At 67.7% G+C, this 24053-nt stretch carries 20 protein-coding genes, 1 pseudogene and 1 riboswitch; of the genes and pseudogenes, 12 read left to right on the top strand and 9 right to left on the bottom strand.

Annotated features, from left to right (window positions below; genetic code table 11):
- Positions 1 to 1078 precede the first annotated feature (1078 nt).
- Positions 1079 to 1219: pseudogene (locus ACSQ25_RS22015) on the bottom strand (patatin-like phospholipase family protein); the annotation flags it as partial.
- A 481-nt stretch (positions 1220 to 1700) separates the two neighbouring features.
- Here ACSQ25_RS22015 and ACSQ25_RS22010 point away from each other — a divergent pair.
- Together ACSQ25_RS22010 and ACSQ25_RS22005 are read left to right on the top strand one after the other, a co-directional pair.
- Positions 1701 to 2111, top strand: coding sequence for a DUF1428 domain-containing protein (locus ACSQ25_RS22010; RefSeq protein ID WP_436107777.1), 411 nt, complete (start codon positions 1701 to 1703; stop codon positions 2109 to 2111).
- 89 nt (positions 2112 to 2200) lie between these two features.
- Positions 2201 to 2719, top strand: a complete 519-nt coding sequence (locus ACSQ25_RS22005) for a hypothetical protein (RefSeq protein ID WP_436107776.1) — start codon at positions 2201 to 2203, stop codon at positions 2717 to 2719.
- A gap of 12 nt (positions 2720 to 2731) precedes the next feature.
- Here ACSQ25_RS22005 and ACSQ25_RS22000 read toward each other — a convergent pair whose 3' ends face one another.
- Positions 2732 to 3121, bottom strand: coding sequence for a GFA family protein (locus tag ACSQ25_RS22000; protein ID WP_436107775.1), 390 nt, complete (start codon positions 3119 to 3121; stop codon positions 2732 to 2734).
- A 5-nt stretch (positions 3122 to 3126) separates the two neighbouring features.
- The gene (locus tag ACSQ25_RS21995; protein WP_436107774.1) at positions 3127 to 3864 is read right to left on the bottom strand and encodes a PhaM family polyhydroxyalkanoate granule multifunctional regulatory protein; all 738 of its coding nucleotides are present in this window, start codon (positions 3862 to 3864) and stop codon (positions 3127 to 3129) included.
- A gap of 121 nt (positions 3865 to 3985) precedes the next feature.
- Between ACSQ25_RS21995 and ACSQ25_RS21990 the strand changes: the two genes are divergently transcribed.
- The 6 genes from ACSQ25_RS21990 to ACSQ25_RS21965 all read left to right on the top strand — a co-directional run bounded on the left by ACSQ25_RS21990 (position 3986) and on the right by ACSQ25_RS21965 (position 11543).
- Positions 3986 to 5089, top strand: a complete 1104-nt coding sequence (locus ACSQ25_RS21990; RefSeq protein WP_436107773.1) for a DUF3108 domain-containing protein — start codon at positions 3986 to 3988, stop codon at positions 5087 to 5089.
- 4 nt (positions 5090 to 5093) lie between these two features.
- Positions 5094 to 5858, top strand: coding sequence for a DUF3108 domain-containing protein (locus ACSQ25_RS21985; RefSeq protein WP_436107772.1), 765 nt, complete (start codon positions 5094 to 5096; stop codon positions 5856 to 5858).
- 166 nt (positions 5859 to 6024) lie between these two features.
- Positions 6025 to 7395: a hypothetical protein gene (locus tag ACSQ25_RS21980; RefSeq protein WP_436107771.1), complete on the top strand. Its 1371-nt coding sequence runs from the start codon at positions 6025 to 6027 to the stop codon at positions 7393 to 7395.
- Positions 7388 to 8089 carry a hypothetical protein gene (locus tag ACSQ25_RS21975; RefSeq protein WP_436107770.1) on the top strand — a complete coding sequence of 234 codons (702 nt, stop codon included), beginning with the start codon at positions 7388 to 7390 and terminating at the stop codon, positions 8087 to 8089. The genes ACSQ25_RS21980 and ACSQ25_RS21975 overlap by 8 nt, the downstream gene beginning before the upstream one ends.
- Before the next feature lie 8 nt (positions 8090 to 8097).
- Positions 8098 to 10920 (top strand): ATP-binding protein, encoded by a 2823-nt coding sequence (locus ACSQ25_RS21970; protein ID WP_436107769.1) that lies wholly within the window; start codon positions 8098 to 8100, stop codon positions 10918 to 10920.
- 110 nt (positions 10921 to 11030) lie between these two features.
- Entirely contained in the window at positions 11031 to 11543 is a 513-nt protein-coding gene (locus tag ACSQ25_RS21965; protein ID WP_436107768.1) for a hypothetical protein, read from the top strand.
- Positions 11544 to 11720: 177 nt separating this feature from the next.
- Here ACSQ25_RS21965 and ACSQ25_RS21960 read toward each other — a convergent pair whose 3' ends face one another.
- Positions 11721 to 12065: a hypothetical protein gene (locus ACSQ25_RS21960; protein WP_436107767.1), complete on the bottom strand. Its 345-nt coding sequence runs from the start codon at positions 12063 to 12065 to the stop codon at positions 11721 to 11723.
- An 8-nt stretch (positions 12066 to 12073) separates the two neighbouring features.
- Positions 12074 to 12592 carry a hypothetical protein gene (locus ACSQ25_RS21955; protein WP_436107766.1) on the bottom strand — a complete coding sequence of 173 codons (519 nt, stop codon included), beginning with the start codon at positions 12590 to 12592 and terminating at the stop codon, positions 12074 to 12076.
- A gap of 105 nt (positions 12593 to 12697) precedes the next feature.
- On the opposite strand from ACSQ25_RS21955, the gene ACSQ25_RS21950 reads away from it, so the two are divergent.
- A complete protein-coding gene (locus tag ACSQ25_RS21950) occupies positions 12698 to 12868 on the top strand; it encodes a hypothetical protein (RefSeq protein WP_436107765.1) in 171 nt (56 codons plus the stop codon).
- A gap of 23 nt (positions 12869 to 12891) precedes the next feature.
- On the opposite strand, the gene ACSQ25_RS21945 is transcribed toward ACSQ25_RS21950, so the two are convergent.
- Together ACSQ25_RS21945 and ACSQ25_RS21940 are read right to left on the bottom strand one after the other, a co-directional pair.
- On the bottom strand, positions 12892 to 17322 hold the full coding sequence (locus ACSQ25_RS21945) for a translocation/assembly module TamB domain-containing protein (RefSeq protein WP_436107764.1): 4431 nt from the start codon (positions 17320 to 17322) through the stop codon (positions 12892 to 12894).
- Positions 17322 to 19184 (bottom strand): autotransporter assembly complex protein TamA, encoded by a 1863-nt coding sequence (locus tag ACSQ25_RS21940; RefSeq protein WP_436107763.1) that lies wholly within the window; start codon positions 19182 to 19184, stop codon positions 17322 to 17324. Before ACSQ25_RS21940 ends, ACSQ25_RS21945 begins: the two co-directional genes overlap by 1 nt.
- Positions 19185 to 19333: 149 nt before the next feature.
- Between ACSQ25_RS21940 and queC the strand changes: the two genes are divergently transcribed.
- Positions 19334 to 20044 (top strand): 7-cyano-7-deazaguanine synthase QueC, encoded by a 711-nt coding sequence (gene queC / locus ACSQ25_RS21935; protein WP_436107762.1) that lies wholly within the window; start codon positions 19334 to 19336, stop codon positions 20042 to 20044.
- A 10-nt stretch (positions 20045 to 20054) separates the two neighbouring features.
- Here the strand turns inward: queC and ACSQ25_RS21930 are convergent, their stop codons facing one another.
- A complete protein-coding gene (locus ACSQ25_RS21930; protein WP_436107761.1) occupies positions 20055 to 20576 on the bottom strand; it encodes a hypothetical protein in 522 nt (173 codons plus the stop codon).
- Between the two features lie 115 nt (positions 20577 to 20691).
- A complete protein-coding gene (locus tag ACSQ25_RS21925; protein WP_436107760.1) occupies positions 20692 to 21357 on the bottom strand; it encodes a phasin family protein in 666 nt (221 codons plus the stop codon).
- Positions 21358 to 21598: 241 nt separating this feature from the next.
- A riboswitch (TPP riboswitch) is annotated at positions 21599 to 21705 on the top strand.
- Here ACSQ25_RS21925 and ACSQ25_RS21920 point away from each other — a divergent pair.
- Both ACSQ25_RS21920 and ACSQ25_RS21915 read left to right on the top strand, forming a co-directional pair.
- A complete protein-coding gene (locus ACSQ25_RS21920; RefSeq protein WP_436108119.1) occupies positions 21667 to 23028 on the top strand; it encodes a D-amino acid dehydrogenase in 1362 nt (453 codons plus the stop codon). Its footprint overlaps the riboswitch before it by 39 nt.
- A gap of 33 nt (positions 23029 to 23061) precedes the next feature.
- Positions 23062 to 24051, top strand: coding sequence for a GlxA family transcriptional regulator (locus ACSQ25_RS21915; RefSeq protein ID WP_436107759.1), 990 nt, complete (start codon positions 23062 to 23064; stop codon positions 24049 to 24051).
- Positions 24052 to 24053 lie beyond the last annotated feature (2 nt).

The raw sequence follows: 24053 nt of genomic DNA, 5'->3' as shown, positions 1-24053 counted from the left end.
TGGTGCCGGCGAACAGCGCCATCATGAGCGGCATGCCGAAGCTGGTAAGGGCGATCGCGTTGTTCAGCACCGGGTGCGTGCTCGGGTCGGGCAGCAGCGACAGCCCGACCAGCAGCAGCACCGTGCCGATGGTGAGCGCGCCGAGGGCGCACAGCAGGTGCGACACGCCCTCGACCACTTCGATGCGGGTCACGTCGGCCGAGGGTGGATGCGGCTGCAGCAGCCGCTGCTGCACGACGAGGGCGACGGCCAGCAGCACCAGCACCATGCACAGCACCGACAGGCCGATCACCACATGGAAGCCGGTGTCCGGCGCCATCAGCCGCAGCATGGTTTCGGGCGCGAAGGCGCGCGCCGCCGCGCACAGCACCGCCATCACCGCCACGAAGGCCGCGGCGCAGAAGGTGTAGCCGGCGCGCCGGTAGACGCTGGTGCGATCGTGCGCCAGGTACCAGCCGATGGCCCACACCACGAAGTACACGAAGCCGGGCGCCAGCAGCCACCAGGCGCGCCCCTGCAGCTGGGCCGGCAGCATGCCCGACTCCCAGAACGGCACTTCGCCGCCGTGCCGCCACAGGCCCACGCTGCCGAGGAAGCCCGCCAGCAGCAGCGGCAGGTTGATCCACCAGAGCACCGCCCCCTGCGACAGCGGAAAGCGGCGCCGCCCGCGCGAGCCGCTGGGCTTGCTGGAGATGCTCAGGGCGATGCAGAACACGGCGAACAGGAACAGCAGCACACCGGCCATCCAGGCCAGGTCGGCATACCTGGCCCAGGCCCCGCCCGGGTCGACGATGCGGTGCACCGCCCAGACAGCGACGCGCGGCAGCAGGAGCAGGGCGCACAGCCAGGCGACCAGCATGGTCAGGTTCAGGCCGGTATTGCGGATGTAGGTGCCGATCAGGGTCCAGGTGTCGGCACTGAACATGCCGCCGCGCGGCGACAGGTAGTTGCTGTACTGGCGCAGGAAGCGGATCGCCGGCGCCTCGGCGCTGCCGCTTGCATTGCCAATTCCTTGCGCCAGCATCTCCTCCACCTTGCGCACGTCGCCGCCCTGTTCATGGATGCACTTGGACAGCCAGCCGCCGATGAAGCCGCCACCGGAAACGGTGGACAGGTAGTCGAGGTGGCGCAGCAGCCCCTGCGCCGCCAGCGCCTGCAGCACGCCGAGCCCGAAGGTGGCGCTGCGCACGCCGCCGCCGGACAGCGCCAGCCCGACCATCCCGGCCTGGTGGGCACGCGCTGTGATGTCGGTGTCGGGGGCGCTGTCGGGATCCGGGCGCAGCAGCGCGAGTTCGTCGAGGAAGACATCGTGGAAGGTGGCTCCGCTGACCTCGTCGAGGCGCTGCAAGGTCGCTTCGTCAAGGACGCCGCGGCCGGCGATGCCCTCGCGCCGGCGGAACTCGACGATCGCCTCGGCCAGCTCGCCCAGCGTGCAGGCATGCGCCGGCGGGCGGCAGGCGGCCGCCTCCAGTTTGCGGCGCAGGTCGGCGATTTGCGCCGGGGCCAGGTTGGCAGGGTCGAAAGTGGGCACGCGCACTCCTGCTGAAGACGTGGGCGGGATGGCAAAGACCTGTCCCGCCGGGTCAGTTCAGCACGCCAATGAAGCCTACGCTACCGATTGCATCAAGAGTACGTAGATGAGCAGGTCTGGTAATCTTTGCTCGCGGCTTCGTCCTGCCGCGGGACCTGGAGAGTCATCCATGCGCTATATCGATTGTTTCCTCGCCCCGGTGCCGCGCGCCAACCGGGCGCAGTACGAGCAACTGGCGAAGCTGTCGTGGGAAGTATTGCGCGACCATGGCGCCTTGCGCGTCGTCGAGTGCTGGCTCGACGAGTCGGGCCCGGACGCTGCCACCTACCATGGCGTCGACGCCCGCCAGCCGGCGGACAACTATGGGAGCTTCCATGCCGCTGCCGGCGCCGGGAAGGACGAGACCGTCGTGATGTCCTGGGTCGAATGGCCCGACAAGCCGACCCGTGATGCAGGCATGGAAAAGCTGACGGCCGATCCCCGCATGCAGTTCGGGGACCGGCCACCCGCATTCGATGGCGCACGCCTGATCGCAGCCGGCTTCCTGCCCATGCTCGATCGCTCACTTATTCGAGAGTAATTGAAAACTGGAAAACATCCGGTACTTACAGTACAGTGCAGGCGCATGACAAGGCAGCTGTCCCGATCGCTGTACCAACCGGTATGTCCATGAAGCTGAAACCCGCGTTCTTCCCCTGGCTCGTCGTCGTCTTCTTCATCACCAATCTCCTGCACGAATCGGCACACTGGCTGATGGGGGCGGCGCTCGGCTTCGAGATGCGCTTCGGCCTGAACGCGGTCCGCTACCTCACGCCGGCCGAGCCCTGGCAGCGGATGCTGGCGGATATCTCCGGCCCGGCCTATACCATCCTGCAGGGCCTGGTGGCATACGTCCTGGTCCGGCGCAGCGCCTCATCGACGGCCTTCGCTTTCCTGTATGCGGCGGCCTTCTCGCGCCTGACCGCCGGCCTGGTCAGCTTTCTCCATCCGAACGACGAAGCGCGTGTCAGTCTGTATTTTGGCTTGGGTAAATGGACTTTGCCGGTGTTGGTGGCCGGCGGCTTGATCGCCCTGGTCGTGGCGGCAAGCAAGCGCCTGGGACTGGGCTGGAAAGACCAGGTCCTGTGTTACTTGGTGGCATCCCTGGCGGTGACGGCAATCGTGGGACTGGATCGCTTCGTGCTGTGAGCGCGTGAGCGCTCACGCAAGAGGTGGGGCATCGCCACGGTTTCGCTCGTAGTGCTTCTCGAGCGGAAACGGCGGCAACCAGGATTCGCGCCGCAGGATCCAGTTCTCATAGGTCGGCATGAACTGGTCCGGCGCATCGAGCGCACCCAGGTGCACCTCGACTTCATCCCCGCTGCGCGCAAACACCGAGGAACCGCAGCGCGGACAGAAATGCCGCCCGGCGTACTCGCGGGTCTCGCCGCTGACACTCACCGCAGCCTGCGGAAAGATCGCTGCGGCATAGAACAGCGCGCCATGGTGCTTGCGGCAGTCGAGACAGTGGCACAGGCCGACCCGGTCGGGCCGCCCCGTCGCCAGGAGGCGGACGTCGCCGCACAGGCAACCGCCGTTGAAGCCATCCATTCGGTTCAGCCCTTGTCGGCCTTGACGCGCGGATTGCGTCCCACGCGCCCGGAACCGTTGCCGCCGCCGGGAGCCGTTTCCGGCGCCCCGCCGGACACGTCCAGCGGCGAGCCGCCCGCCTTCGGTTCGGCAGGCGCCGCCTTGGCCGCGCCATCGGACTTGTCGCCCGTTTCCGGCGCGCCGCCGGCCGGCGGCATGGCGCTGCTCACCGCCTGGCGAAACTGATCTTGAAGCAAATTCCACCATGCGACCGCGGCCGGCATCGCACTGCTGGCGTTCGGCGGGCCTCCGGCATCGGCGGGCTGGCTGGAGGCGGCCTTGGCACTGTCGGCCTGCGGAGTGGAAGCCGGATTCGGAGCGGGCGGTGGGGGAGGGGTCGGCGCTGCCGCAGCTTGGGCGAAGAACTGGGCGAAGGGTGCCGTCATGGCCGGGTCGTTGCCGGCGCGCTGCATGGCCTGGGCCATGCTGTCGCCCATGGCCTTGAGCGTCGCCAGGGTGCCGCGCTGGACCTCGAGCGCCTGGATGGTCCCGCGCAGCATGCCGAGGTTCAGGTTCAGCCAGGATTCGACCGCCTTGAGGTCGGCGATCTTCTTGTCGAGGTCGTCCACGGACAGGCTGGAGCCGGTCATGCCCGGCATGCCCGGCATGCCGACGCCGGGGATGTTCATGCCCCCCCAGAGGTTCTTCACGAATTCCAGTGTATCGGTCATTCCGGCAGCGTTCGGCATGGGTGGCTTGAGCATCGGTGTCTCCTTAATGGAAAGCTAAGCGTAGCAGATAACTAACACGGGTCAAAGCCCGTGCGTTAAAGCGTCATGCGGGCAGCGGTCTGCGCCGCGGCCGTGCTCAGGCTACACTAGCGGAATGAGTTCCGCTTTTCATCCTCAGCGGCTCCGCGCGGTGGTGCTGGGCACGCTGATCGTGCTGCTGCACTGGCTGGTGCTGGGCTGGCTCACGGCAGGTACGCAGGGCATCGCGCTGCCGGGGCGCGAGGGCGAAGCCATGCTCAGCCTCGCGCGGCTGCTGCCGTCGACGCCGCCTGACGCGCCCGTCACCGAACCGGTGCCGCCGCCCGCGCCGAAGATCGTGCAGCCGCCGCTGCCGGACTTCGTTCCGCTGCCGACCATCGCGATCAAGGAGGATGCGGTCGGCGAGCCGGTCCCGCCGGGTCCGCCGGCGCAGGCCACCACGCCCCCGGCTGAACCTGCGCCTGCGCCCCAGGTCGCTGCCGCAGAACCCGCTCCGGCCGTACCCGAACCCGGCCCGGCGCCGGTCGTGCATACGATCCGCCGCTACAAGGTCGACGTGCCGCCGCCGGCCGAGCTCACCTATGAGGTCGCGCGCACGGACGCCGACGGCACCCGCTGGTCCGGCCAGGCCCTGCTGTCGTGGAAACGGAACGAGCAGGCCTACCGGGTGCGCTTCGAAGCCGGCATCAGGATCGTGTTCGCGCGCGTGAACCTGGCGGTGCTCACCAGCGAAGGCCACCTCGGCAACACCGGCCTGGCGCCGGTGAAGATGACGGAAAAGCGGCGCGGCCGCGCGTTGACGGCCACCCATTTCGACTGGCCCGCCAACAAAGTGAGCTTCTCGGCCTCGCAAAACCACTACGCGCTGCTGCCCGGCGCCCAGGACAAGGCCACGGTGCCGCTGCAGTTGACGGCCATCGCGCGCGGCGACGAGAAGCAGCTGAGCGGCGATATCGACATGTTTGTCGGCGAAGACCGCTGGGGCAGCGTTTATACCTTTAACGTCATGGGACCGGAGGAGATCGATACGCCGGTGGGCCGCCTGCAGACCGTGCGCGTGGCGCGTCCGCCCAAGCAGGGCTCGTACAAGTCGCGGCTGGATATCTGGCTGTCGCCGGCGCACGGCTGGCTGCCGGTGCAGATCCGCAGCAGCGAAGCCAACGGCGCGGTAACGACGCAAACGGTGAATCACATCGCCATGACCCAACCAGGACTGTAAACACATGCAAAGACTCACCGTAGGACACAGCGGCTGCGGCCTGCTGCTGGCGCTGGCCCTGGGCACGGCGGTAGGCTCTGCTATGGCGCAGGATGCGCCGGCCGCCGTCAAGCGCCCCTTCGACCTGCCGCCCTCGGCCGACCTGAACTACGAACTGCAGGCCCGCCATCGCGGCTTCGGCCTGAAGGGCGAGGCCGTCGTCACCTGGCGCGCCGGCGGCGGGCAATACGCCGTCACCGCCGAATCGCGGGTGCCGGTGCTGGGCACCATCACGGACAACCGCAGCAGCGGGGCGATCGATGCCTTCGGGCTCGCGCCGGCCGAATTCCACGAAAAGCGCATGCGCAAGGACCCGACCACGACCAGCTTCGACCGCGAGGCAAAGCAGCTGCGCTTCAGCGACGGCAGGCAGGTCTATCCGCTCAAGGGCGGGGAACAGGACCGCGCATCGATCACCTGGCAGCTGGCGGCGGTGGCGCGCGGCGCCGGCGCGAAGTTCAAGCCGGGTTCGCTATGGCCGTTTTTCGTGGCCGGCCGCAATGACGCCGAAACCTGGGTGTTCAAGGTCGTGAAGCGCGAAAAAGTGCGCACCGGCCTGGGCGAGGTCGAGGCCGTGCTGGTGGCGCGCCAGCCGGTGGCCGACAAGAAGGACCAGGTGCTGGAAGTCTGGCTGGCGCCCAGGCACGAGTGGTATCCGGTCAAGCTGCGTTATGCCGACGGCGACAAGGAACAGATCGAGCAGACCCTGAACACTGTTACGAAACAGTGAACCCGGCTTCACATATTTGCAACATTGTCTTGTTTTCAAGACAATGGATTGGTGTGTCTTTCCTGCAATGGCAGGCCTCCACGGCTGCTAGTTGCCGATCCTAAACTGTTATACTGGCGCCCCCGCGGACCGGTTGAGCCTGTCCGCGCCAGAGAACGGTACTTATATGATCGACCACCTTGCCGGCGCGGCGCTCGCCGTAGATTCCCTTTCGACTCCGCTGGAAGACGACCCCTTGCAGGCGCACTTCCAGAACGGTGTCGCGCCCGACGAGATCGAGCAGGTCTACCACCTCAAGCGCGCCCAGCCCATGCTGTCGGCCTTCACGGCGCTGTTCCACGGCACCCAGGACGGCGTCCTGGTGCGTCTGCTGGTCCTGCGCGAGCTGGCCAGCGACACCGGCAGCTCGGCCTTCTCGCGCGCCGACATCAACAACAAGCTGGCCTACCTGACCGCGGAAAGCCTGGAGACGGTGCTGAACCGCCTGCGTGGCCACGGCCTGCTGGCCTGGGATGCCCCGGCCTCCGTCTACCGCATCACGCCGCTGGCGCGCAACGTGCTGTCCGCCCTGGACACCCTGATCGCGCTGGCCAAGCCGGAAGAAGACGACGCCGAGATGGGCTTCCTGCTGTCGCAGGTGGCCGGCGCCCAGGCCGTGGGCGGCGTCACCGTGGAGCAGCTGCGCCACCTGCTGGGCCGCCTGGTGGAGCTGACCGAGGAATTCCGCGACGCCATCGCCTCGGGTTCCGAATTCCGCCTGCGCACCTCGCAGGCCAAGTGGCACATGGCCTGCGACTGGGTCGAGAAGGGTTCCGTCATCCTGCGTGCGATCACGATGGATCCGAACGCCGATTCGGCCACCCACAAGGCGGCGCAGGCCATCGGCCGCGCCCAGAGCGCGCTGCTGAACATGCAGGGCATGTTCTCGCGCGCCCTGAACCAGATCGAGCGCCAGCGCGTGCACCTGGGCCAGTCCGGCCTGTCGACCACCGACGTGAAGCGCTGGCTGCTGGCCCACGAAGACCTGGCCAGCCTGGCCGAGGAAGCGATCGACCGCCCGGTGGTGCCGCTGTTCGGCACCCCGGCCGAGATGATCGACGTGGCCGAGACCGAACTGCTGCTCGAGCGCGTGGTGTCGACCGGCCCCAAGGGCCTGCCGACCGGTACCGACGCGCCGCTGACGGTCAACGACAACCCGGCCATGCAGGCCGAACTGAACGACTGGATCAACAAGCTGGCCGACTTCGCCAACCTCGGCAACTTCCCGGAATTCTCGGAGAGCGGCCCGAAGAAGGTGGCGCTGCACGAATCCCTGCTGCCGGCCAGCTTCGCTGTTGCTTCTTATCGCGCCTCGCTGCTGCCGCTGCTGGGCGACGCCGCCGAGGCCAGCCTGCAGGGCGCGACCGCCGAGCTGGCGCGCCTGCCCGTGAAATTCGAACCGACCGACGAGATGATCCAGCTCGACGACCCGGAAGTGGCGGCGATGTCGATCGCCACCCTCTCACTGAATCCTGAAAGCGGTAACCCCGATGAATGACGACGCACAAATCCTGATCGCGCGCCTGCTGACGCACCAGACCCTGCGCCGCGACGACAAGATGGTCAAGCGCGCGCTGTCGGACGAGCAGTTCCGCATCGAAGTCGACAAGCGCCTGCTGGAATGCGGCCTGAAGCTGCTCGACAACGTCTATGCCGACCACGTCACGATCGCCCTGCACCGCAACGTCGAGCCGAAGATCTTCGGCGCCAAGGACATCTGGCAGAACAATAACTTCGGCCTGACCCGCGACGGCGTGGCCCTGCTGGTGGTGCTGTGGGCGCAGATCATCCTGCCCAAGCGCGAGCGCCAGGAAACCCACGTCACGGTGGCGGACGACCAGACCGACATGTTCGAAAAGGACGCGCCGATCCCGCGCGCCGAGGACACCTCGATCGGCATCTCCTACACCGCGCTGCTGTCCGACTTCGGCGACAAGCTGGGCAAGAAGACCCGCATGGACATGAACCTGGGCGTGCTCTCGAAGCTCGGCTTCATCGAGCGCCGCGGCGACGTGATCCTGGAAGGCCCGCTGCTGGACCTGATGATGGACACCGACCTGCTGAAGGAACGCATCATCAATGGCGCGCTGGCCGACGTGTTCAAGCGCGCACCGCTGGCCGCAGCCCCGCGCAAGATCGACGCCGCCAACGATGCCGTCGTCGAAGCCGCTGACGAAGAAACCCCGACCTGAGGTAGCCCATGTTCCACATCAAATCACTCGAACTGGTCCACTGGGATTACTGGCAGCGGATCAAGAACATCCCGCTGGACGCCAAAATCATCACGATCGCCGGCCAGAACGGCTCCGGCAAGACCACGCTGCTGGACGCGCTGCGTACCCTGTTCGGCCTGGACTGCTCGATGGGCCGCACCTATAAACACTATGCGCGCCACTCGGGCCAGCAGAGCGCCTGGCTGCGCGCCGTGGTCGACAACAAGCCGGTCGGCAAGCAGCTGTCCAACCGCCCCTTCCGCCATTCCGGCTTCTTCGCCGACGACGAAGTGACCCTGTTCTGCCAGGTGCAGAAGAACGGCGGCGACTGGAAGCGCCAGTACCTGATGCGCCCGGGGAACGTCGAGATCGAGGAAGTCACCGAAGCCACCGACTGGCTGGGCGTCGAGAACTACAAGAAGCGCCTCGCCTCGGCCGGCCTGTCGCCGGCGATGTCGAAAGTGCTGGCGCTGGAGCAGGGCGAGACCGATAAACTGTGCGAATACGCGCCGCGCCAGCTGCTGGACCTGGTGTTCCAGGTCTTCGGCGACAAGGAAGTGCTGGACGCCTACGACGAAGCCAAGCGCCACCAGCGCGACACCGAGACGGAGCTGAAGCGCTTCGAGGCGGAACTGGAAACCTCGCGCATCAACCTCGAGGGCCTGCGCCTGCGCGTGGCCAATTACCACCAGTGGGAAGACCTGCACAAGGAAAAGCGCGCGCTGCAGGAAGAGGTGCTGCCGGCGCTCGAATACCACGAGGCCCGTGAAAAGGCGGCGGCCATCAGCCGCAACCTGAAGGAGGCGCGCAAGCCCCTGCTGCAGGCCGATTCCATCCTGGCCGAGAAGCGCCAGCAGCTGGCCGCCCAGCAGCGCGCCCTGACCGAGGCGCAGAAGCTGGAAACCCAGCTGGAACAGGAAGCCACCGAGCTGGCCAGCCGCCTCACGCAGGTCAACCAGAAGCTCAAGCCGCTGGAAAGCCTGGCCGAGCAGAAGGAGCGCCTGCAGAAGCTGTCGGCGGATGCCGGCGCCGACCTGGCCGCCGTGGCCAACCAGCTGAACGAAAAAGAAGCCGAGCTGGCCAAGCAGAAGGCGGCGCGCGACAACATCGCCGCCAAGATCGCCGGCGAGATGGCGACCATCTCCGCGCTGCAGGGCAAGAGCGCGATGCCGGAGCCGGAAGCCCAGCGCCAGATGCGCCGCGCGCTGCGCGACGAGGGCATCCCGCACGCCATGCTGTCGGACATCGTCGAAGTGACCGATCCGAAGTGGCAGGGCGCGGTCGAGGGTGTACTGGGCGGTTACGCCTCGGTGGTGTTGCTCGAAAAAGCGAAAGATGCGCCGGCGGCCTACCGCCTGGCCGAGAAGGAGCGCTACCGCCACTTCATCGTGCCCGACTGCGTGGAAGCGCCGGTGGTCAAGGATGACAGCCTGCTGTCGGTGGTGCGCTTCTCGGGCAAGGCGCCGGGCTGGCTGATCGACCAGCTGGAGCGCATCGAGCGCGTGGATTCGGTGGACGCCGGCTTCAAGGCCAAGGCCGACGAATGGATCACGCCGGACGCCTACCACCGTGAACGCCGCGGCGGCCGCTCGCTGTTCGTCGAGCCTTCGCGCTACCGCTTCGGCTCCGCCGGCAAGACCCAGCGCCTGGAAGCGATCCAGAAGCTGCTGCCTAGCCTGGAAGCGCAGGAAGACGCGCTGACCCTGGCCATCAGCAAGCTGGCCGCCGAAGTGGGCGCACTGAAGGGCCGCATCGCCGGTGTCGACGCCGCCAAGGAACTGTCGGCGCGCCAGGCCGAGTTCGAGGAAGCCGCACGCGCGCTGGCGCCGCTCAAGGCCGAGCGCCTCGAAGTGGGTGCACGCCTGGGCGAGCTGTCGATGCTGACCAAGAACGCGACGGTGGCGCGCACCCGTGCCGACACCGTGTGGCAGAACGCGCGCATGGCCCTGTCCGAAGCGGAAGCCGGCATGCGCCTGAACAACCGCCGCACCATCGAGCAGCGCGCCGAGCACGCGAAGGCACTGCTGGATTTGCGCAAGGGCTGGCGCCAGGTGCCGAAGAACTGGAAGAACGCCGGCTGGCGCGGCGCCATCGTGGCCAAGCACCAGAACGCGCACCAGGTCAACCTGCGCCTGTCCTCGCTCGAGCATGCGCTGGGACGCGAGGACTGGGAACAGGACGCGACGGTCATCGACCAGTACGCGCGCCTGAACGACCAGCTGTCCGGCCGCCAGAGCGAGACCGAGGAGCGCCGCTACCAGAACAACCGCGCGATCGAGGCCACCGCCAATGCGCGCGGCGCCTACATCGAGCGCCTGCGTTATACGATCAAGACCTACTCCAAGAACATCAAGGAGCTGGGCGAGCTGGCCGGCATCGACGTCCAGGCCGACCCGGTGCGCCTGGAGAACGACGACGTGCAACTGGCCCAGGCCGGCCTGCACGTGCGCTTCAAGTTCGACGGCAAGGACCAGATCGGCATGAACGACGGCGAAGCCTCGGGCGGCCAGCAGGTGATGAAGTCGCTGGTGCTGCTGATCGGCCTGCTGAAATCGGAAGAAGGCTCGGGCGGCTTCGTGTTCATCGACGAACCATTCGCGCACCTGGACATCCGTAACATCCAGCTGGTGGGCGAGTTCCTCAAGAACACCGACGCGCAGTACCTGATGACGACGCCGCTGACGCACAACACGGACGTGTACGATCCGTCGGAGCTGACGCTCATTACCAGCAAGAAGAAGAAGGACGTGCAGTGGGCGCAGCCGATCTTCGTGCTGCAGAGGCGAAAAGAAGAGGCGAAAGCCGCGTAAGACAAAGGGGCCGCTGGCCCCTTTTTTCATGCTTCGCCCCTTGCGTGACAAACTGCGATTTTTTGCGGGCGTCCGGACTGTTATCCTGTGAACGTTACATGAGGATATGGATGATGAAACGTTTGGCTTGGCCCGCTGCGGCCGTGTTTTCCATGATGGTGGGGCTGTCGGCCTGCGGCGGCAGCGGCGATGCGGCTGCGCCTCCGGTCCAGGTCGCACCGGTGGCGACGCTGCAGAGCGTGAAGCTCGTCGATCTCGGCAGCCTGGCATCGCAGGGCAGCGGCGTGACGGAGATCACGCCCACCCGCTTCGTCCATTCCACGAAGGTCGCCGACATACCCTACCAGCAGGTCGACGTCGCGATCGCCGCGGCCGATTTCGAGCGCATGGCGGCGCTGGTCGAATCGGCCGACCTGACGCGCACGCTGGGCGAGAACACCGGTGTCTATGCGCCATGCCGGCACCTGGGCTACGAGATCACGATCGTCAGGAACAACATTCCCTACAATTTCGCGATTCCGGGCGGCCAGACCTGCGGTCTGGGGGCGAGTGCGGCGTTCAACAAGCTGATGGGCCTGTATAGCGAGCTGGTGGTCAAGTACGCGCCGGTCACGCCCCGGTGACGCAAGGGCCTGCCGGCTCGAATGGAGCTTACTGCCGGTCCCGCGCGAATGCCAGTTCCGTGTTCACCGGCAGTTTCAGGACATGGCCCAGAAGGATTTCGCGCGCGACGTCGGCGGTGAATACCGCGGTGATGGTCCTGGCTTTCATGCTGCGGCGCTAGGCCTGCTCACGCGGATTTACAGATTCCCTTGGTCCGAATGCGGGCCATACGCCAGGCTGAGCACGGTCGTCCCGTCCGTCAGCAGCATCATCATGGGCTCGACGCCGTCGTGCGGCTCGCCGGTGAAGATCGTCCCGCCCAGGTGGAAGGGGGCGGTGGCCGGATCGGGAGAGCGCACGGTCGCTTCCACGCCGTCCTCGGCCAGGGTCGCGTCGACCCAGTGGTAGATACCCCCGTCTTCCGCATGGAAACGCAGCGTCGCGCGCAGGCTGTTCGCATCCAGCGTGACCTCGGCGTAGCCCTGCGTGGTGATCCAGCGGCCGCCCATGTCGGCTGACAAGACCCAGTTCCAGCGTTGCATGCGCGCTTTCATTCGAAGTCGACCGCCTTGCGCAGCTTGCGGCGCCACTGCAGCAGTCCCGCCGAATACCATTCGAAGTAGCCCGCCGTCAGCCCGACGCACAGCATAGTGAGCATATCGTCCGTCAGCTTCGGCGCCGGGATACCCTTGCCCTGGTTCGCATAGATCTCCACCCCGAGGTAGAGGATGCGCGCCACCAGGATCATCGCCATCAGGATGCCCAGGCGCGCCGGGGGCGTGAAGAAGTAGCCCTGCTCGGTGTCCTCGAAGCGCGTGCGCTTCAGCGCCCACATGCTCCAGCCGGTGCCGAACGCCGCCCCGACCAGCAGCGCGGCCAGGTTGGTCGGGTTATCGAACAGCTGCGTCATCGGCACCAGGATCATGGCGCCGAACACCAGCACGCCGGTGTAGTGGCGCGACACGATCGAGCGCTGGCGCGTCATCCGCGCCTTGATGCGGTTGTAGACCCGCCAGACCAGCAGCGGGGTCAGGACGAGCAGGGCGAGGGTGGTGATCGAAAGGTCCATGGTGGGCTGAATGTAATGAGGCCGCTATTGTAATGGAGCCGGGCGCGCCGCCCTTGCGCATCATGATAAGGTGTCTGCTCCGCCTGTCTCGAGGAGATCCCTGCCATGAATGCTGTTTTCCCCGTGGAAGCGCACCGCGCACCGGACCCGGCCCCCGTCGAAGAACCGGCGCCCGAACCCTTCGACGCGCCGCATCCGCACCACCAGCCCGGCCATCCGCATACGCCGCAAAACGAAGACCCGGTGCCCGATCACAAGCCCAGCGTCTTGCATTAATTTCGCTTATTAATTTCGCTTAATCAATCGAAGGCCCAGGAGTACAGCACGTCCAGCGCGGTATTGGTGCCGGTCTGGAACTGCAGCGTGATCTTCGGGGTCCACTTGTAGCGCAGGCGCACCAGGCTCGAAGCCGTGGTCGCGCCCTGCTCGAAGCTGAGGTAGGTGCGCGAGGAGATGCGCTTGCCTACGGTCACCACCGTACCCTCCAGGCCGCCGCCGCCTTCCGCCTGCTTCAGCCCCAGTTCGTCTACACCGAGCGAGGTCGCGAGTTTCTGGGTGATGCCGCCGGTGCCGCCCTTGCCGCCGAGCAGGGCGCCCGCAGCGGCCGCCAGCACGTCCTTCTCGTTGCCGCTCGTGCCCTCCATGCCGTGGCCGAGCACCAGCCAGGACAGCTTCTCGCTGTCCGGCACGTTCGGCGTCGACACCAGGCGGGCATCGGGCGACTGCGCCGTGCCGCGCACCTGTACGCCGGCTTCCACATTGGTCTCCGACAGCTGTTCGCCCTCGGGCTGGGCGCGCACCGCGAGGACGTCGAGGGCCGGGTTGTCGTAGGGCCCGCTGAAGGTGATCACGGCGCGGCGGATCTCCAGCTTCTGGCCGTAAGCCGCGTAATCGCCTTCGACCGCGCGGATGGTGCCGTTGACGCGCGGCGCGCCGGCGCCGACCTTGCGCACGCGGACGTTGCCGGCCAGCGTGGCGTCGATGCCGAGGCCGCGCAGGCGGAACTCTTCACCGAGGTTGGCGCGCAGGTCGATCGTGAGCGGCAGTTCTTCTTTCTTGTTCGAGGGGACCGGCTTGGCGCCGCCCTGGCCCAGCACGATGACGTCATCCGACATCGTCGGACGGCCCTGGGGCGCGAATTCGATCAGTGCGCGGTCGGCGCGCACATTGCCCTCCAGTGCGAAGCGCTCGGCATCGCGCACCAGCGAGGCTTTGCCGCTCAGGACCACGGTGCGGTCCGGGCGCGACAGCGCTTCGAGCTTGTCGAGCGTCAGGCGCAGGTCGGCCGCGGCCAGGCCGCTCGAGAAGCGCAGGAAACCTTCGGCCGAGGCGCTGCCCTGGCGGCCCTGGAAGAACAGGCGCTGCAGCTGCAGCTGGTCGCCGGCCAGGCCTGCGCGCAGCTCGCCGTTCTGCAGGCGCACGCCTTGCTCCGGCCAGCGCACCGACAGTTTGTCGCCCTGGACGCTGCCGTCCAGGCGCGGGGTGCCGATCGTGCCGCTGCCGGTCAGGGCCAGGCGCAGCGCGCCGTCCAGTTCCAGTCCCGACTGCCCCGCGAACGAGGCCAGCCAGCCGATCGAGGCCATGTTGGCATTGGCCGTCATACGCATCGGGCTGTCGCGATCGAGGCGGCCCTGCAGCAGCTGGGCCGTGGCATCGACCTTGGCGTTGCCGGTGCGGGCGCCGTCCAGGTTCATCCGCACGCGCAGCGAGCTGCCGACGACGTCGGCGCGTGCATCCAGGGTACGCAGGCCGAGCGGCACCGGCTGGTCGCTGCCGGCGATCAGGTCGCCCTTTTCGCGGAATACGTGGACCATGCCGTCCAGCGCCGGGGCGGCGCCGGTGGCAGTGGCGGTGCGCAGGTCGAGCGCCCACTGCGCGCCCAGGGTCAGGTCGCCGCGCGCATTGTCGCGGATCGCCGGCGAGAACTGCGCCAGGTAGGTCAGCGGCACGTTGTCGGCGTGGCCGCGGCTAGCCCAGCGGGGGCCGTTCTTGACCAGCGAATCGATCGTGATGCTGCCGGCCGGCAGCCTGACGACGGCGCCGTTGAAAGCGATGATCTGCGGCTTGGCCAGGCCCATCACGCCGCTGCCCGGCGCGCCGCCGATGCGCAGCGGGACCGGCGCCTGCAGCGACATCGCGTAACGGCCACGGTTCTGCAGCGCGGCCAGGGTGCCGCTCCAGGTGTCGCGCGTCCAGCCGCCGCGCACCTCGAGATTGGCGTCGAAGGCATCGCCGACGGCGGCCGCACGCAGGGTATGGGCGCCGCGCGTGCCTTCGGTCTTCAGGCTGGCCGAAGCGACGCGGGTTTCGCCGCTCACGTATTCGGTGACCTGGATATCGCTCGCCAGCGCATCGCGCGCGCCGCGGCCGGAACCGAGGGTGGCGTTCGCGCGCAGCGCGCGGATGTTGTGGGTGCCGAGCAGGCGCAGGTTCTGGCCTTCCAGCGCGGCGCTGAAGGACGGTGCGTCCATGGTGCCGGAAAGAAGGCCCTGGCCGCGAAGCACGCCGGCGAAGTCCGGGCCGAGCGCGGCCAGTTGCGGCGCGTCGATGCGCCAGGCCAGCTGGTCGCTGCCGGCGCCGAAGCTGCCCTTGGCCGCGACCACGTTGGCGCCCACGTGCAGGTCGACGTCGGCATTCGATATGTGGCGGCGGTCGGCCGTGAGTCTGGCGTGGCCCCACAGCGGAGAACTCGACAGGGTCGAGTCCTGCACCCGCAGGTCGAGGGCGCCGCGCCAGTCGGCGCCGCTGCGGCCGTTGGCATCGAAGGCGCCGTTGATCGAGCCGGCCAGCGGCGAGCCGAAGGCGGCCGGATTGAAGCGCTGCATCGCACCGCTCATTTTCGCTTCCACGAAGCGCGCGCCTTCAGCGCCGGCCAGCCAGGCATCGCCGCTGGCGCGCAGGCTGCCGCCCGCATTCTTGCGCTGGGCGGCGACCCAGCCGAGGCCATTCGCATTTACTTCGAAGCTGGTGCGCGGAGCAGCCATGGTGCCGGTGGCGACGCCGGTCGCCGTCACGGCGCCGTACAGATCGCTGCGCAGCGCCGACAGCTGGTGGCCATCGACGCGCCATTGGAGCTTGTCGCCGGCGCCGCCGAAGGCGCCGTTGAGGGCCACCGTGTTCTGGCCCAGCGCCAGGTCGGCATCGATGCCGCTGATGCGCTTGGCGTCGGCGCGCAGCTTGCCCGCGCCCGACAGCGGCTGGTTCAGCACGCGGCTGCGGCGCACGGTGAAGTCGGCGTCGACGCGCCATGCGGGGGCGAGGGCGCCGGCCGCGTTGACGCTGGCATTGATGTCGGCCTGCGGGAAGTCGCCGAAATCGGCCGGGTTGAAGCGGCTCGCGCTGGCGCTGGCCTTGAAGGCTTTATCGTCGAGCAGGTTCATCGTGCCCGCGACATCCACCCGGCTGCTGCCGGCCGCCAGGCGCGCCTCGCGCACCGTCACCACATTGTTTTCCAGCGTCGCCAGCGCGGCCAGGCGCAGGGCCTTGTCGGCCAGGTTCGCCTGCAGGGTCTGGGTGGTGCCGGCATTGGTCACCTGGATGTCGCCGCGGATCGCGGTCGGCTTCATGGTGGAGTAGATGCCTTTTAAATCGAAGCGCTCGGTATGCAGGGTGAAGCGCGCGGTGCCGATGCCTTCCTGGTCTTTTTCGCGCTGGACGCCGCCAGTGCCGGTGAAGCGGCCGGCGTCGCCGAAGTCCAGCAACACGTCGGACACCTGCAGGGCGCTGAGGCTACCGCCCAGCTGGCCGCGCATCACCCGCAGCGGCAGGCGCTGTTTGTCGATCGTGCCTTCCGGGCCGTCGTTGCTGATGTCGACGCGGCCGCTGATGTTGCGCTTGTCGTCCAGCTTGCCTGTGACGGAAAACGTCAGGTCGGCCGTCGGCAGCGCCGGGTTGAAGAAGCCCGGGTCGACGTTGCGGCCATTGATGCGCATCTCGCGCAGCGGGATCTCGGCATAGGGCGAGAGCACGAAACGGGCGTCGCCCACCGCGCGGCCGGCCTGTCCGTTCGCGTCGACCAGGGTCGTTTCCAGGTCGCCGCCGACCTTCAGGCGCAGCTGGGCGGCCCTGGCGCCGGCCTTGGCCTGCGACTGCGTCAGGCTGGCGGTGGCGTCCAGCTTGAAGGGACGCTGGGCGCCGATCGTGCCGTTTGCCGCCACGTCGCCCCATGGCGTCACGGCGGCGGCGTCGCGTACCTGCCAGCGCTGCTTGTTGCCTTCCAGGCGCAGGCGGATATTGTCGATGTGGGTCTCGGCGCCCTTGTTCACGAAGGTGGCGCGGTTCAGGCGCGCATCGTCGATCGAGACCGTGAAGGGCGGCGCCAGCTTGACCGGCATGGTCGAGGGTTCTTCGGTTTCCTTGAGCGTCTCGACCCGCATATTGGCCGCATGCAGGGTGTCTACCAGGATGCCGCGCGAGACGATCTGTCCGGGCGACCAGCGCAGATTGATCTTGTTGGCGACGACCAGCTGCTCGTCGGTGCGCCAGACGATGCGTTCGATATACATGGCGCCGTACAGGGAGCCGCGCACGCCGGTGAGCGTGAGCTTGCCGCCGGTGGAGGCGGCGACCTTCTGCGCGATCATCTGCAGCGTGGTCTCGCGGCCCAGGTACCAGAGCGTGCCGCCGACGATCACGCCGGTCACGACCACGCCGATGGCGACGCGGCGCGGCCAGCGGCGCTTGTGCACAGGCGCTGGCGCCTGATCCGTGGAGTTGTCGTTCGTGTCCATCAGAAGGTGAATCCCAGGGAGAAGTGCAGGCGCGCCTTTTTCACGGCGTGGCCATAGGCGACGTCGACGTTGATCGGGCCCACCGGGCTGCGCCAGCGCGCGCCGACGCCGAAGCCGGATTTGGGCTGCAGGTCACCGACCTTGTCGGCGGCATTGCCGACGTCATAGAAGAAGGCCACGCCCCAGGGTGGGCGGAACCAGTACTGGTACTCGGCGCTGGCCGTGGCCAGGTACTTGCCGCCGACGATGGCGCCGTTCTCGCGCACGCCCAGTTCGCGGTAGCCGTAGCCGCGCACCGACTGGTCGCCGCCGGCGCGGAACAGGAAGGTAGACGGCACGCCGATCTTGTCCTTGGCCGCCACCGCGCCGAATTCGCCGCGCAGCACCAGGGTGCCGCTCTCGCCGAGTGGCTTGAACATCTGGCCGCGCAAATACAGGCGCAGGAATTTTTCGTCGGTCAGGATCGGCAGCAGGGCGCCGCCCAGCTGGCCCTGCAGCACGTAGCCGTTGGTCGGCTGGATCAGGCTGTCGAGCTTGCGGCGGGTGATGCTGTAGGTGAGCGGCAGGCTGCGCGTGTTGGTGGAGGGCTGCGGCGGCACTTCGCGCTTCTCGACCAGCGCCTCCAGGGTCAGGCTGCGTTCCAGCAGCGGCGTGCCCCACTGGCGCCGTGCCGCGACCGTGGCCAGGGTGGTGATCTCGCCGCGCACGTCGTTGCGTTCGATGCCGGCGCCGACGCTGTCGTTGTAGCCCTTGGGCGTGGTCGGCCAGTAGAAGTCGACGCGCGCGGTCTGGCGCTTCTGTTCGTAGATCAGGTCGCTCTTCATGCGCTTGCCGAGCACGTTCAGGTCGTCGTAGCTGGCCTGCAGGCGTCCGCCGGTATCGGTCGAGAAGCCGACGCCGACCTCGACGTTCTTGCGCAGGTTTTCGGTGACGCGTACCAGCACCGGCAGCACGGTGGGGCCGGTGGGCGGTTCCGGCGTGGCGGGGTTGGCGTCGGTGTCGTCGTCGCCTTCCTTCAGTTCCTTCAGCTCGGCGTTGAGGACGGCGCGCATGTCGGCGCTCACTTCGACGCTGCTGAAATAGCCGGTGTCCTGGAGGCGCGACTGGAGGGCCTGCAGGGCCGCCTCGCTGTACTCGTCGCCCGGCTTGATCTTGTTCAGGTTGGTGATCACCTCGCGCGGATAGCGCTTCAGGCCGCGGATGCGCAGCTCGCCGAAGCGCATCTCCGGGCCGCTGTCGATGACCACGCGCAGCAGGGCGCGGCGCACTTCCGGATCGACGGTGGCGCTGGTCTCGACCAGGCGGGCGCGCGGGAAGCGGGTCTGGGCCACGTCGCGCAGCAGCTCGCGCTTGGCCGCTTCCCAGTCGGCCTGGCGGAAGCGTGCACCGATCGGCAGCTGCCAGCGCTGGCGCAGGGCGGCGGCGTCGAAGGGCGCGGCGCCCTTGTCGAGCTGGACGAAGCCCTGCAGCACCAGGTCGATGTCGCCGACCACGGTCGGCTGGCCCGGATCGACGATCACGCGCGCCACCGGACGGCCGCCGCCGGTATCGAGGCCGGCCGAAATCTTGGGCGAGTAATAGCCCTCGGTGGCGATGAAGGTCTTGGCCTGGGCCGGTGCTTCCTTGACCAGGCGCTGCAGCTGTTCCATGTCGACGCGCGGGTTGCCGCGCCAGCGCATCAGGTCGAGGTTATCCTCGAGCATGTTCTCGATCTGGCGCGGGGCGTCGATGCGTACCTGGTAGTCGATTCCCCGTGTGCTTTCCTGTGCGTAGACTGCGGTCGCAAATACCAGGGCGCCCATTCCCATGAAGAGGCGGGGCAGGGGACGCAGGCGGCGGGAATTCGATCTTGCAGGAAACATGGCGCTCCGTAGGGTAAGTTCATGGCAATCTTAACGGATTGGCAAAAACGGTGACGGACGCTAAGCCCAGCGGTGCGGGGTTTGCGGAGCTGACGTAGCGCCCTGTTTTATGCCAGAATTCGCGGTTTCCTCTGTCCACGAACCCGATCATGCCTACCAACGACACCGCGCTCGTCCTCTTCAGCGGCGGCCAGGATTCCACCACTTGCCTCGCCTGGGCCCTGCAGCGCTATGCGCGCGTGGAGACCATCGGCTTCGACTACGGCCAGCGCCACGCCATCGAGCTGGAAGTGCGCCCGACCCTGCTGTCCAAAATGCGCGCACTCAATCCGGACTGGGATGCCAGGCTGGGCGAGGACCACATGATCGACCTGTCCCTGATCTCCAAGATCTCGGACACGGCCCTGACCAGCAACGTGGCCATCGCGATGCAGGAGAACGGCCTGCCGAACACTTTCGTGCCGGGCCGGAACCTGCTGTTCATGACGGTGGCGGCCACGGTGGCCTACCGCCGCGGCCTGACCGTGCTGGTGGGCGGCATGTGCGAGACCGACTTCTCGGGCTATCCGGACTGCCGCGACGACACCATGAAGGCGCTGCAGGTGGCGCTGAATCTCGGCATGGCCACGCGGCTGAAGGTCGAGACCCCCCTGATGTGGATCGACAAGGCCGAGACCTGGCAGTTGGCCCAGGATTGCGGCGGCGAGGCGCTGGTGGACCTGATCCGCTTCGACACCCACACCTGCTACCTGGGCGAGCGCGGCGCCGCGCATCCATGGGGCCATGGCTGCGGCAGCTGCCCGGCCTGTGCGCTGCGGGCGCGTGGTTACGAGCAGTACGTGGCGAACAAGGCCGCCTGAGCGGCCCTTCCTATTTCGCGGTGCGCAGGAACTCGGCTTCCTGGCGCCCGTTCATCAGTTCCCACTCCGGCATGCGGTTGGCCCGCAGGATCTTGCCGGCCCTGGCATACACCAGGTACATATCGCCGGTGCCGTTCGCGCGCGGCAGGCTGTCGCGGATGTCCCTCGTGCAGCCGATGACGACCCGGGTCTTGTCCCTGGTGAAGCTCAGCACCTGCTGGGCCGCGTACTTTCCCTTGATGTCCTCGACCAGGTCGAAGGTGGCGCCGTAGACCTGCACAAGGTGGGGGATCGGCGAGCTTGAGGGCAGGGTCTCTTCCTGGGACGTGAGCATGGCAATGCGCCCGACGAAGACCAGGTCCGCCTCGTCCTTCAGCGCCAGCAACTGCGCCTTCGTCTCGGCCACAGCTTCCTGCTGCCTGCGGGCGGCTTCCTCCGGCGTGTATATCCGGCATGCCGAGGCTGGGATGGCAGTTGCGGCGCCGGCCAGGAGGAACAGTGCTGCGAGGAGGGTCTTTGCCGGAAGCGTCATGGGAGCGATGGAGGCAGAGTGTCGATGCCGCCATCATGCCCGATCCGCGCGGCGGAAAATGCGCGGAAGTTCACAGCGGCGCGCTTCGCCCCGGCAAGCGCCTCGTCGTACCCACTCAGCCCGGTTTGCGCGGCGGCTTGTTGCCCGCCTGCGGGGCCGGCTGCACGGCCGGTCCCTGGACGTGGCCCTGCACGGAACCGTTGTCGGCAAGTCCGTCGAACTGCATGCTGGCGCCGCTGCCGGCGCTCGCGTTGGCGCGCTCGGCATGCAGGTTCGCCGCGGCATGGGCATGGCCGTTGCCACCGCCGTTGCCGCGTTGCGCATCCGCCGGCTGGAAGGGATCGCGGAAGGTCTTCAGTACTTCTTCCTGCTGGCGCATGCTGCGCGCGCTTTCTTCGGTGGCGGCACGCGTCACGTCGTCCGCCAGGGCGTGGGCGGTGCGCGAGGTTTCCGGACCGTGCTGCTCGGCGACGCGGGCCAGTTCGACGTGGACCTCGGCCGCCAGGCGCGAGAGATGCTGCTGGTAGGCGCGCAGCTTGTCGGAAGCCGGCTGGGCATGGGCCGCGGCCGCACCCATGGCGTCGAAAGGACGCTCGCTCGACAGCATGCGCTTGCTGGCGCTCATGGTTTCTTCGATCATGCTCTGGCCGAGCTTGAGGTTGGCTTCGCACACGGCCTGGAAGGACCCTGTCAGGGTCTTGTTCAGGTCATTGAACCAGGCGAGCTGGGAATCCACATGGGAGCGGAGGGCGGGATTGCTGGAAGGGGAATAAGGGAACATGGAAGTCCTTGTCGGTGTCGAGCCGCATGAGGGCACGGTCCCGATGGATCGGGAGCGGCAGAAGGGCGGGTCGAGGGGGAGGCAGCGGATTGCTGCGAAGATGCAGGATCGGGAAAGCATCGAGCGAACACAGGACACTATGCGCCCCATTTGGCGCGCACGGGACGAATCGGCAGAAGTATTTGCGCGTCGTTCTCCGCAGACACATTTGGAACGAGATAGAATACTTGCGCCCTACAAGGGCAAACGCTAGGGGTCCTGCGCCGCGCGAACGCGCGCCGTGGGTGAGACATACCCTCGGAACCTGATCTGGATAATGCCAGCGAAGGGAAGCGTGGCGATGCCGGTCATGCCGCATCCAACCACTCCCTTGCCCGATCCTGCCCAGGCGCCCGAGACGCACACAAGGATCCGATGAAAGTCATTGTGCTGGGAGCCGGCGTGGTCGGCACCGCCTGCGCATGGTACTTGCGGCAGGCAGGGCATGAGGTCACCGTGCTCGATCGCCAGCCGGGACCGGCGCAGGAAACGAGCTTTGCGAATGGTTGCCAGATTTCGGTGTCGCATGCCGAGCCCTGGGCCAACCCTGCCGGCCTGCTCAAGGTCCTGCGCTCGCTCGGCCGCGAAGACGCACCGCTGCTGTTCCGCCTGCGCGCCGATCCGCTGCAATGGCGCTGGTGCCTGCAGTTCGTGCGCGAATGCCGGCCGGCGCGGGTGGCCGCCAATCTGCGCCGGATCGTCGCCATCGCCGATTACAGCCGCCGCAGCCTGCAGGCCCTGCGGGCCGAGACCGGGATCGACTACGATCACCTGGCGCGCGGCATCCTGCATGTGTATACCGACCAGCGCGAGTTCGACCGTGCCTGCCGCGCCGCGGCGGCGATGCGCGAACTGGGCTGCCCGCGCATGACGATCGACGCCGATGAGGTGCTGCGCATCGAACCCGCGCTGGCGGGAGCGCGTGTCCGGCTGGTGGGCGGCGACTTTACCGCCAGCGACGAGTCGGGCGACGTGCACGCCTTCACGAAGCAACTGGCAGCCAGGGGCGAAGCCGCGGGCATCCGCTTCCGCTACAACACGAGCGTGACGCGCCTGCTGGCCGAGGCGGGAAAGATCAGCGGCGTGGAGCTCATCGACGGCGAAGGCCGGCACGGGGTGCTGGATGCCGACGCCTTCGTCGTCGCACTCGGCAGTTTTTCGCCCGCGTTGCTGGCGCCGCTGGGCATCCGGCTGATGATCTATCCCGGCAAGGGCTACTCGGCGACCTATCCGGTCATCGACGCGGCCGCGGCGCCGACGGTGTCGCTCACCGACGACGGCCACAAACTGGTGCTATCGCGGCTCGGAGCGCGCCTGCGCGTCGCCGGAACCTGCGAGCTTGACGGCTATTCGCGTGCGCTGAACATGGTGCGCTGCGAGGCGATTACCCGGCGCGTGCGCGAACTCTTTCCCGGCGCCTGCGCTTACGAGCGTGCGCGTTACTGGGCTGGCCTGCGGCCCCTGACGCCATCGAACGTCCCCTACATCGGCGCGACGCGGTATCCGAACCTGTACCTGAATACCGGGCACGGCACGCTGGGCTGGACCATGGCCTGCGGCTCCGGGCGGGCGCTGGCCGATATCATTTCGGGGCGCAAGCCGGAGGTGCAGGTCGCCTTCACGATCCGGTAAGATGCCGGGGTCGATGCCGCATTCTCCTTCGCCATGCTACCCACCCGCCAGCCCCCGCTCATCCTGTTCCTTGCCTTTCCCGGGACGGGGCTGCTCGACCTGACCGGTCCGCAGACCGTGTTCTGGGCCGCGCAACGCCACCTGGGCGGGCGTGAGCTGCTTCCCTACGAATTGCAGACGGTGAGCCTGCACGGCGGCCCGGTGCGCACGGAAGAAGGCGTCGTGATCGATACGCTGCCGGTCTCCGCATTCGACCAGCGCGCCATCGACACCATCGTCGTGCCCGGATCCTCCGGGATCGCCGGCCTGCTGGACCAGCTGGATGCGAGCATCGCCTGGCTGCGGCAGGCAGCGCCGCGTGCGCGGCGCACCGCATCGGTATGCACCGGCGCCTTTCTGCTGGCCGAAGCCGGACTGCTGGACGGCAGGCGCGCCGCCACGCACTGGGCCATGTCGGACCTGCTGGAGCAGCGCTTCGCCTCCCTCACGGTCGACCGGGATGCCATCTTCATCCGCCAGGACCGGGTCTGGACCTCGGCCGGCGTGACCGCGGGCATCGACCTGGCGCTCGCCCTGGTCGAGGAGGATTGCGGCAGGGCCGTCGCCATGGACCTGGCGCGCGACCTGGTGGTGTTCATGAAGCGTCCCGGCGGACAGTCGCAGCACAGCGAGCTGCTGCGGGCGCAGGCGCGCGACAGCGCCGGTTTTGACGTGCTGCATGCCTGGATCCTCGACAACCTCCACAATGCCGACCTGAGCGTCGAGCTGCTGGCCGAACGCGCGCGCATGAGCGCCCGCAATTTTTCCCGGGTCTACAAAAGCAGGACCGGCCGTTCGCCGGGCAAGGCGGTCGAACTGTTCCGGGTCGAAGCGGCGCGGCGGATGCTGGAACAATCGCAGCGCAAGCTGGACCAGATCGCCCTGCAATGCGGTTTCGGCGACGAAGACCGGATGCGCGTCAGCTTCCAGCGCAACCTGGGCCTCACACCCTCGGAATACCGGCGCCAGCTGGCAAAGGTGTGAGC

This window comes from Massilia sp. LjRoot122, assembly GCF_964252725.1.
GTDB lineage: Bacteria > Pseudomonadota > Gammaproteobacteria > Burkholderiales > Burkholderiaceae_D > Telluria.
The sequence above is the reverse complement of the archived record's forward strand: the minus strand, read 5'-3'. Positions and strand labels throughout refer to the sequence as shown.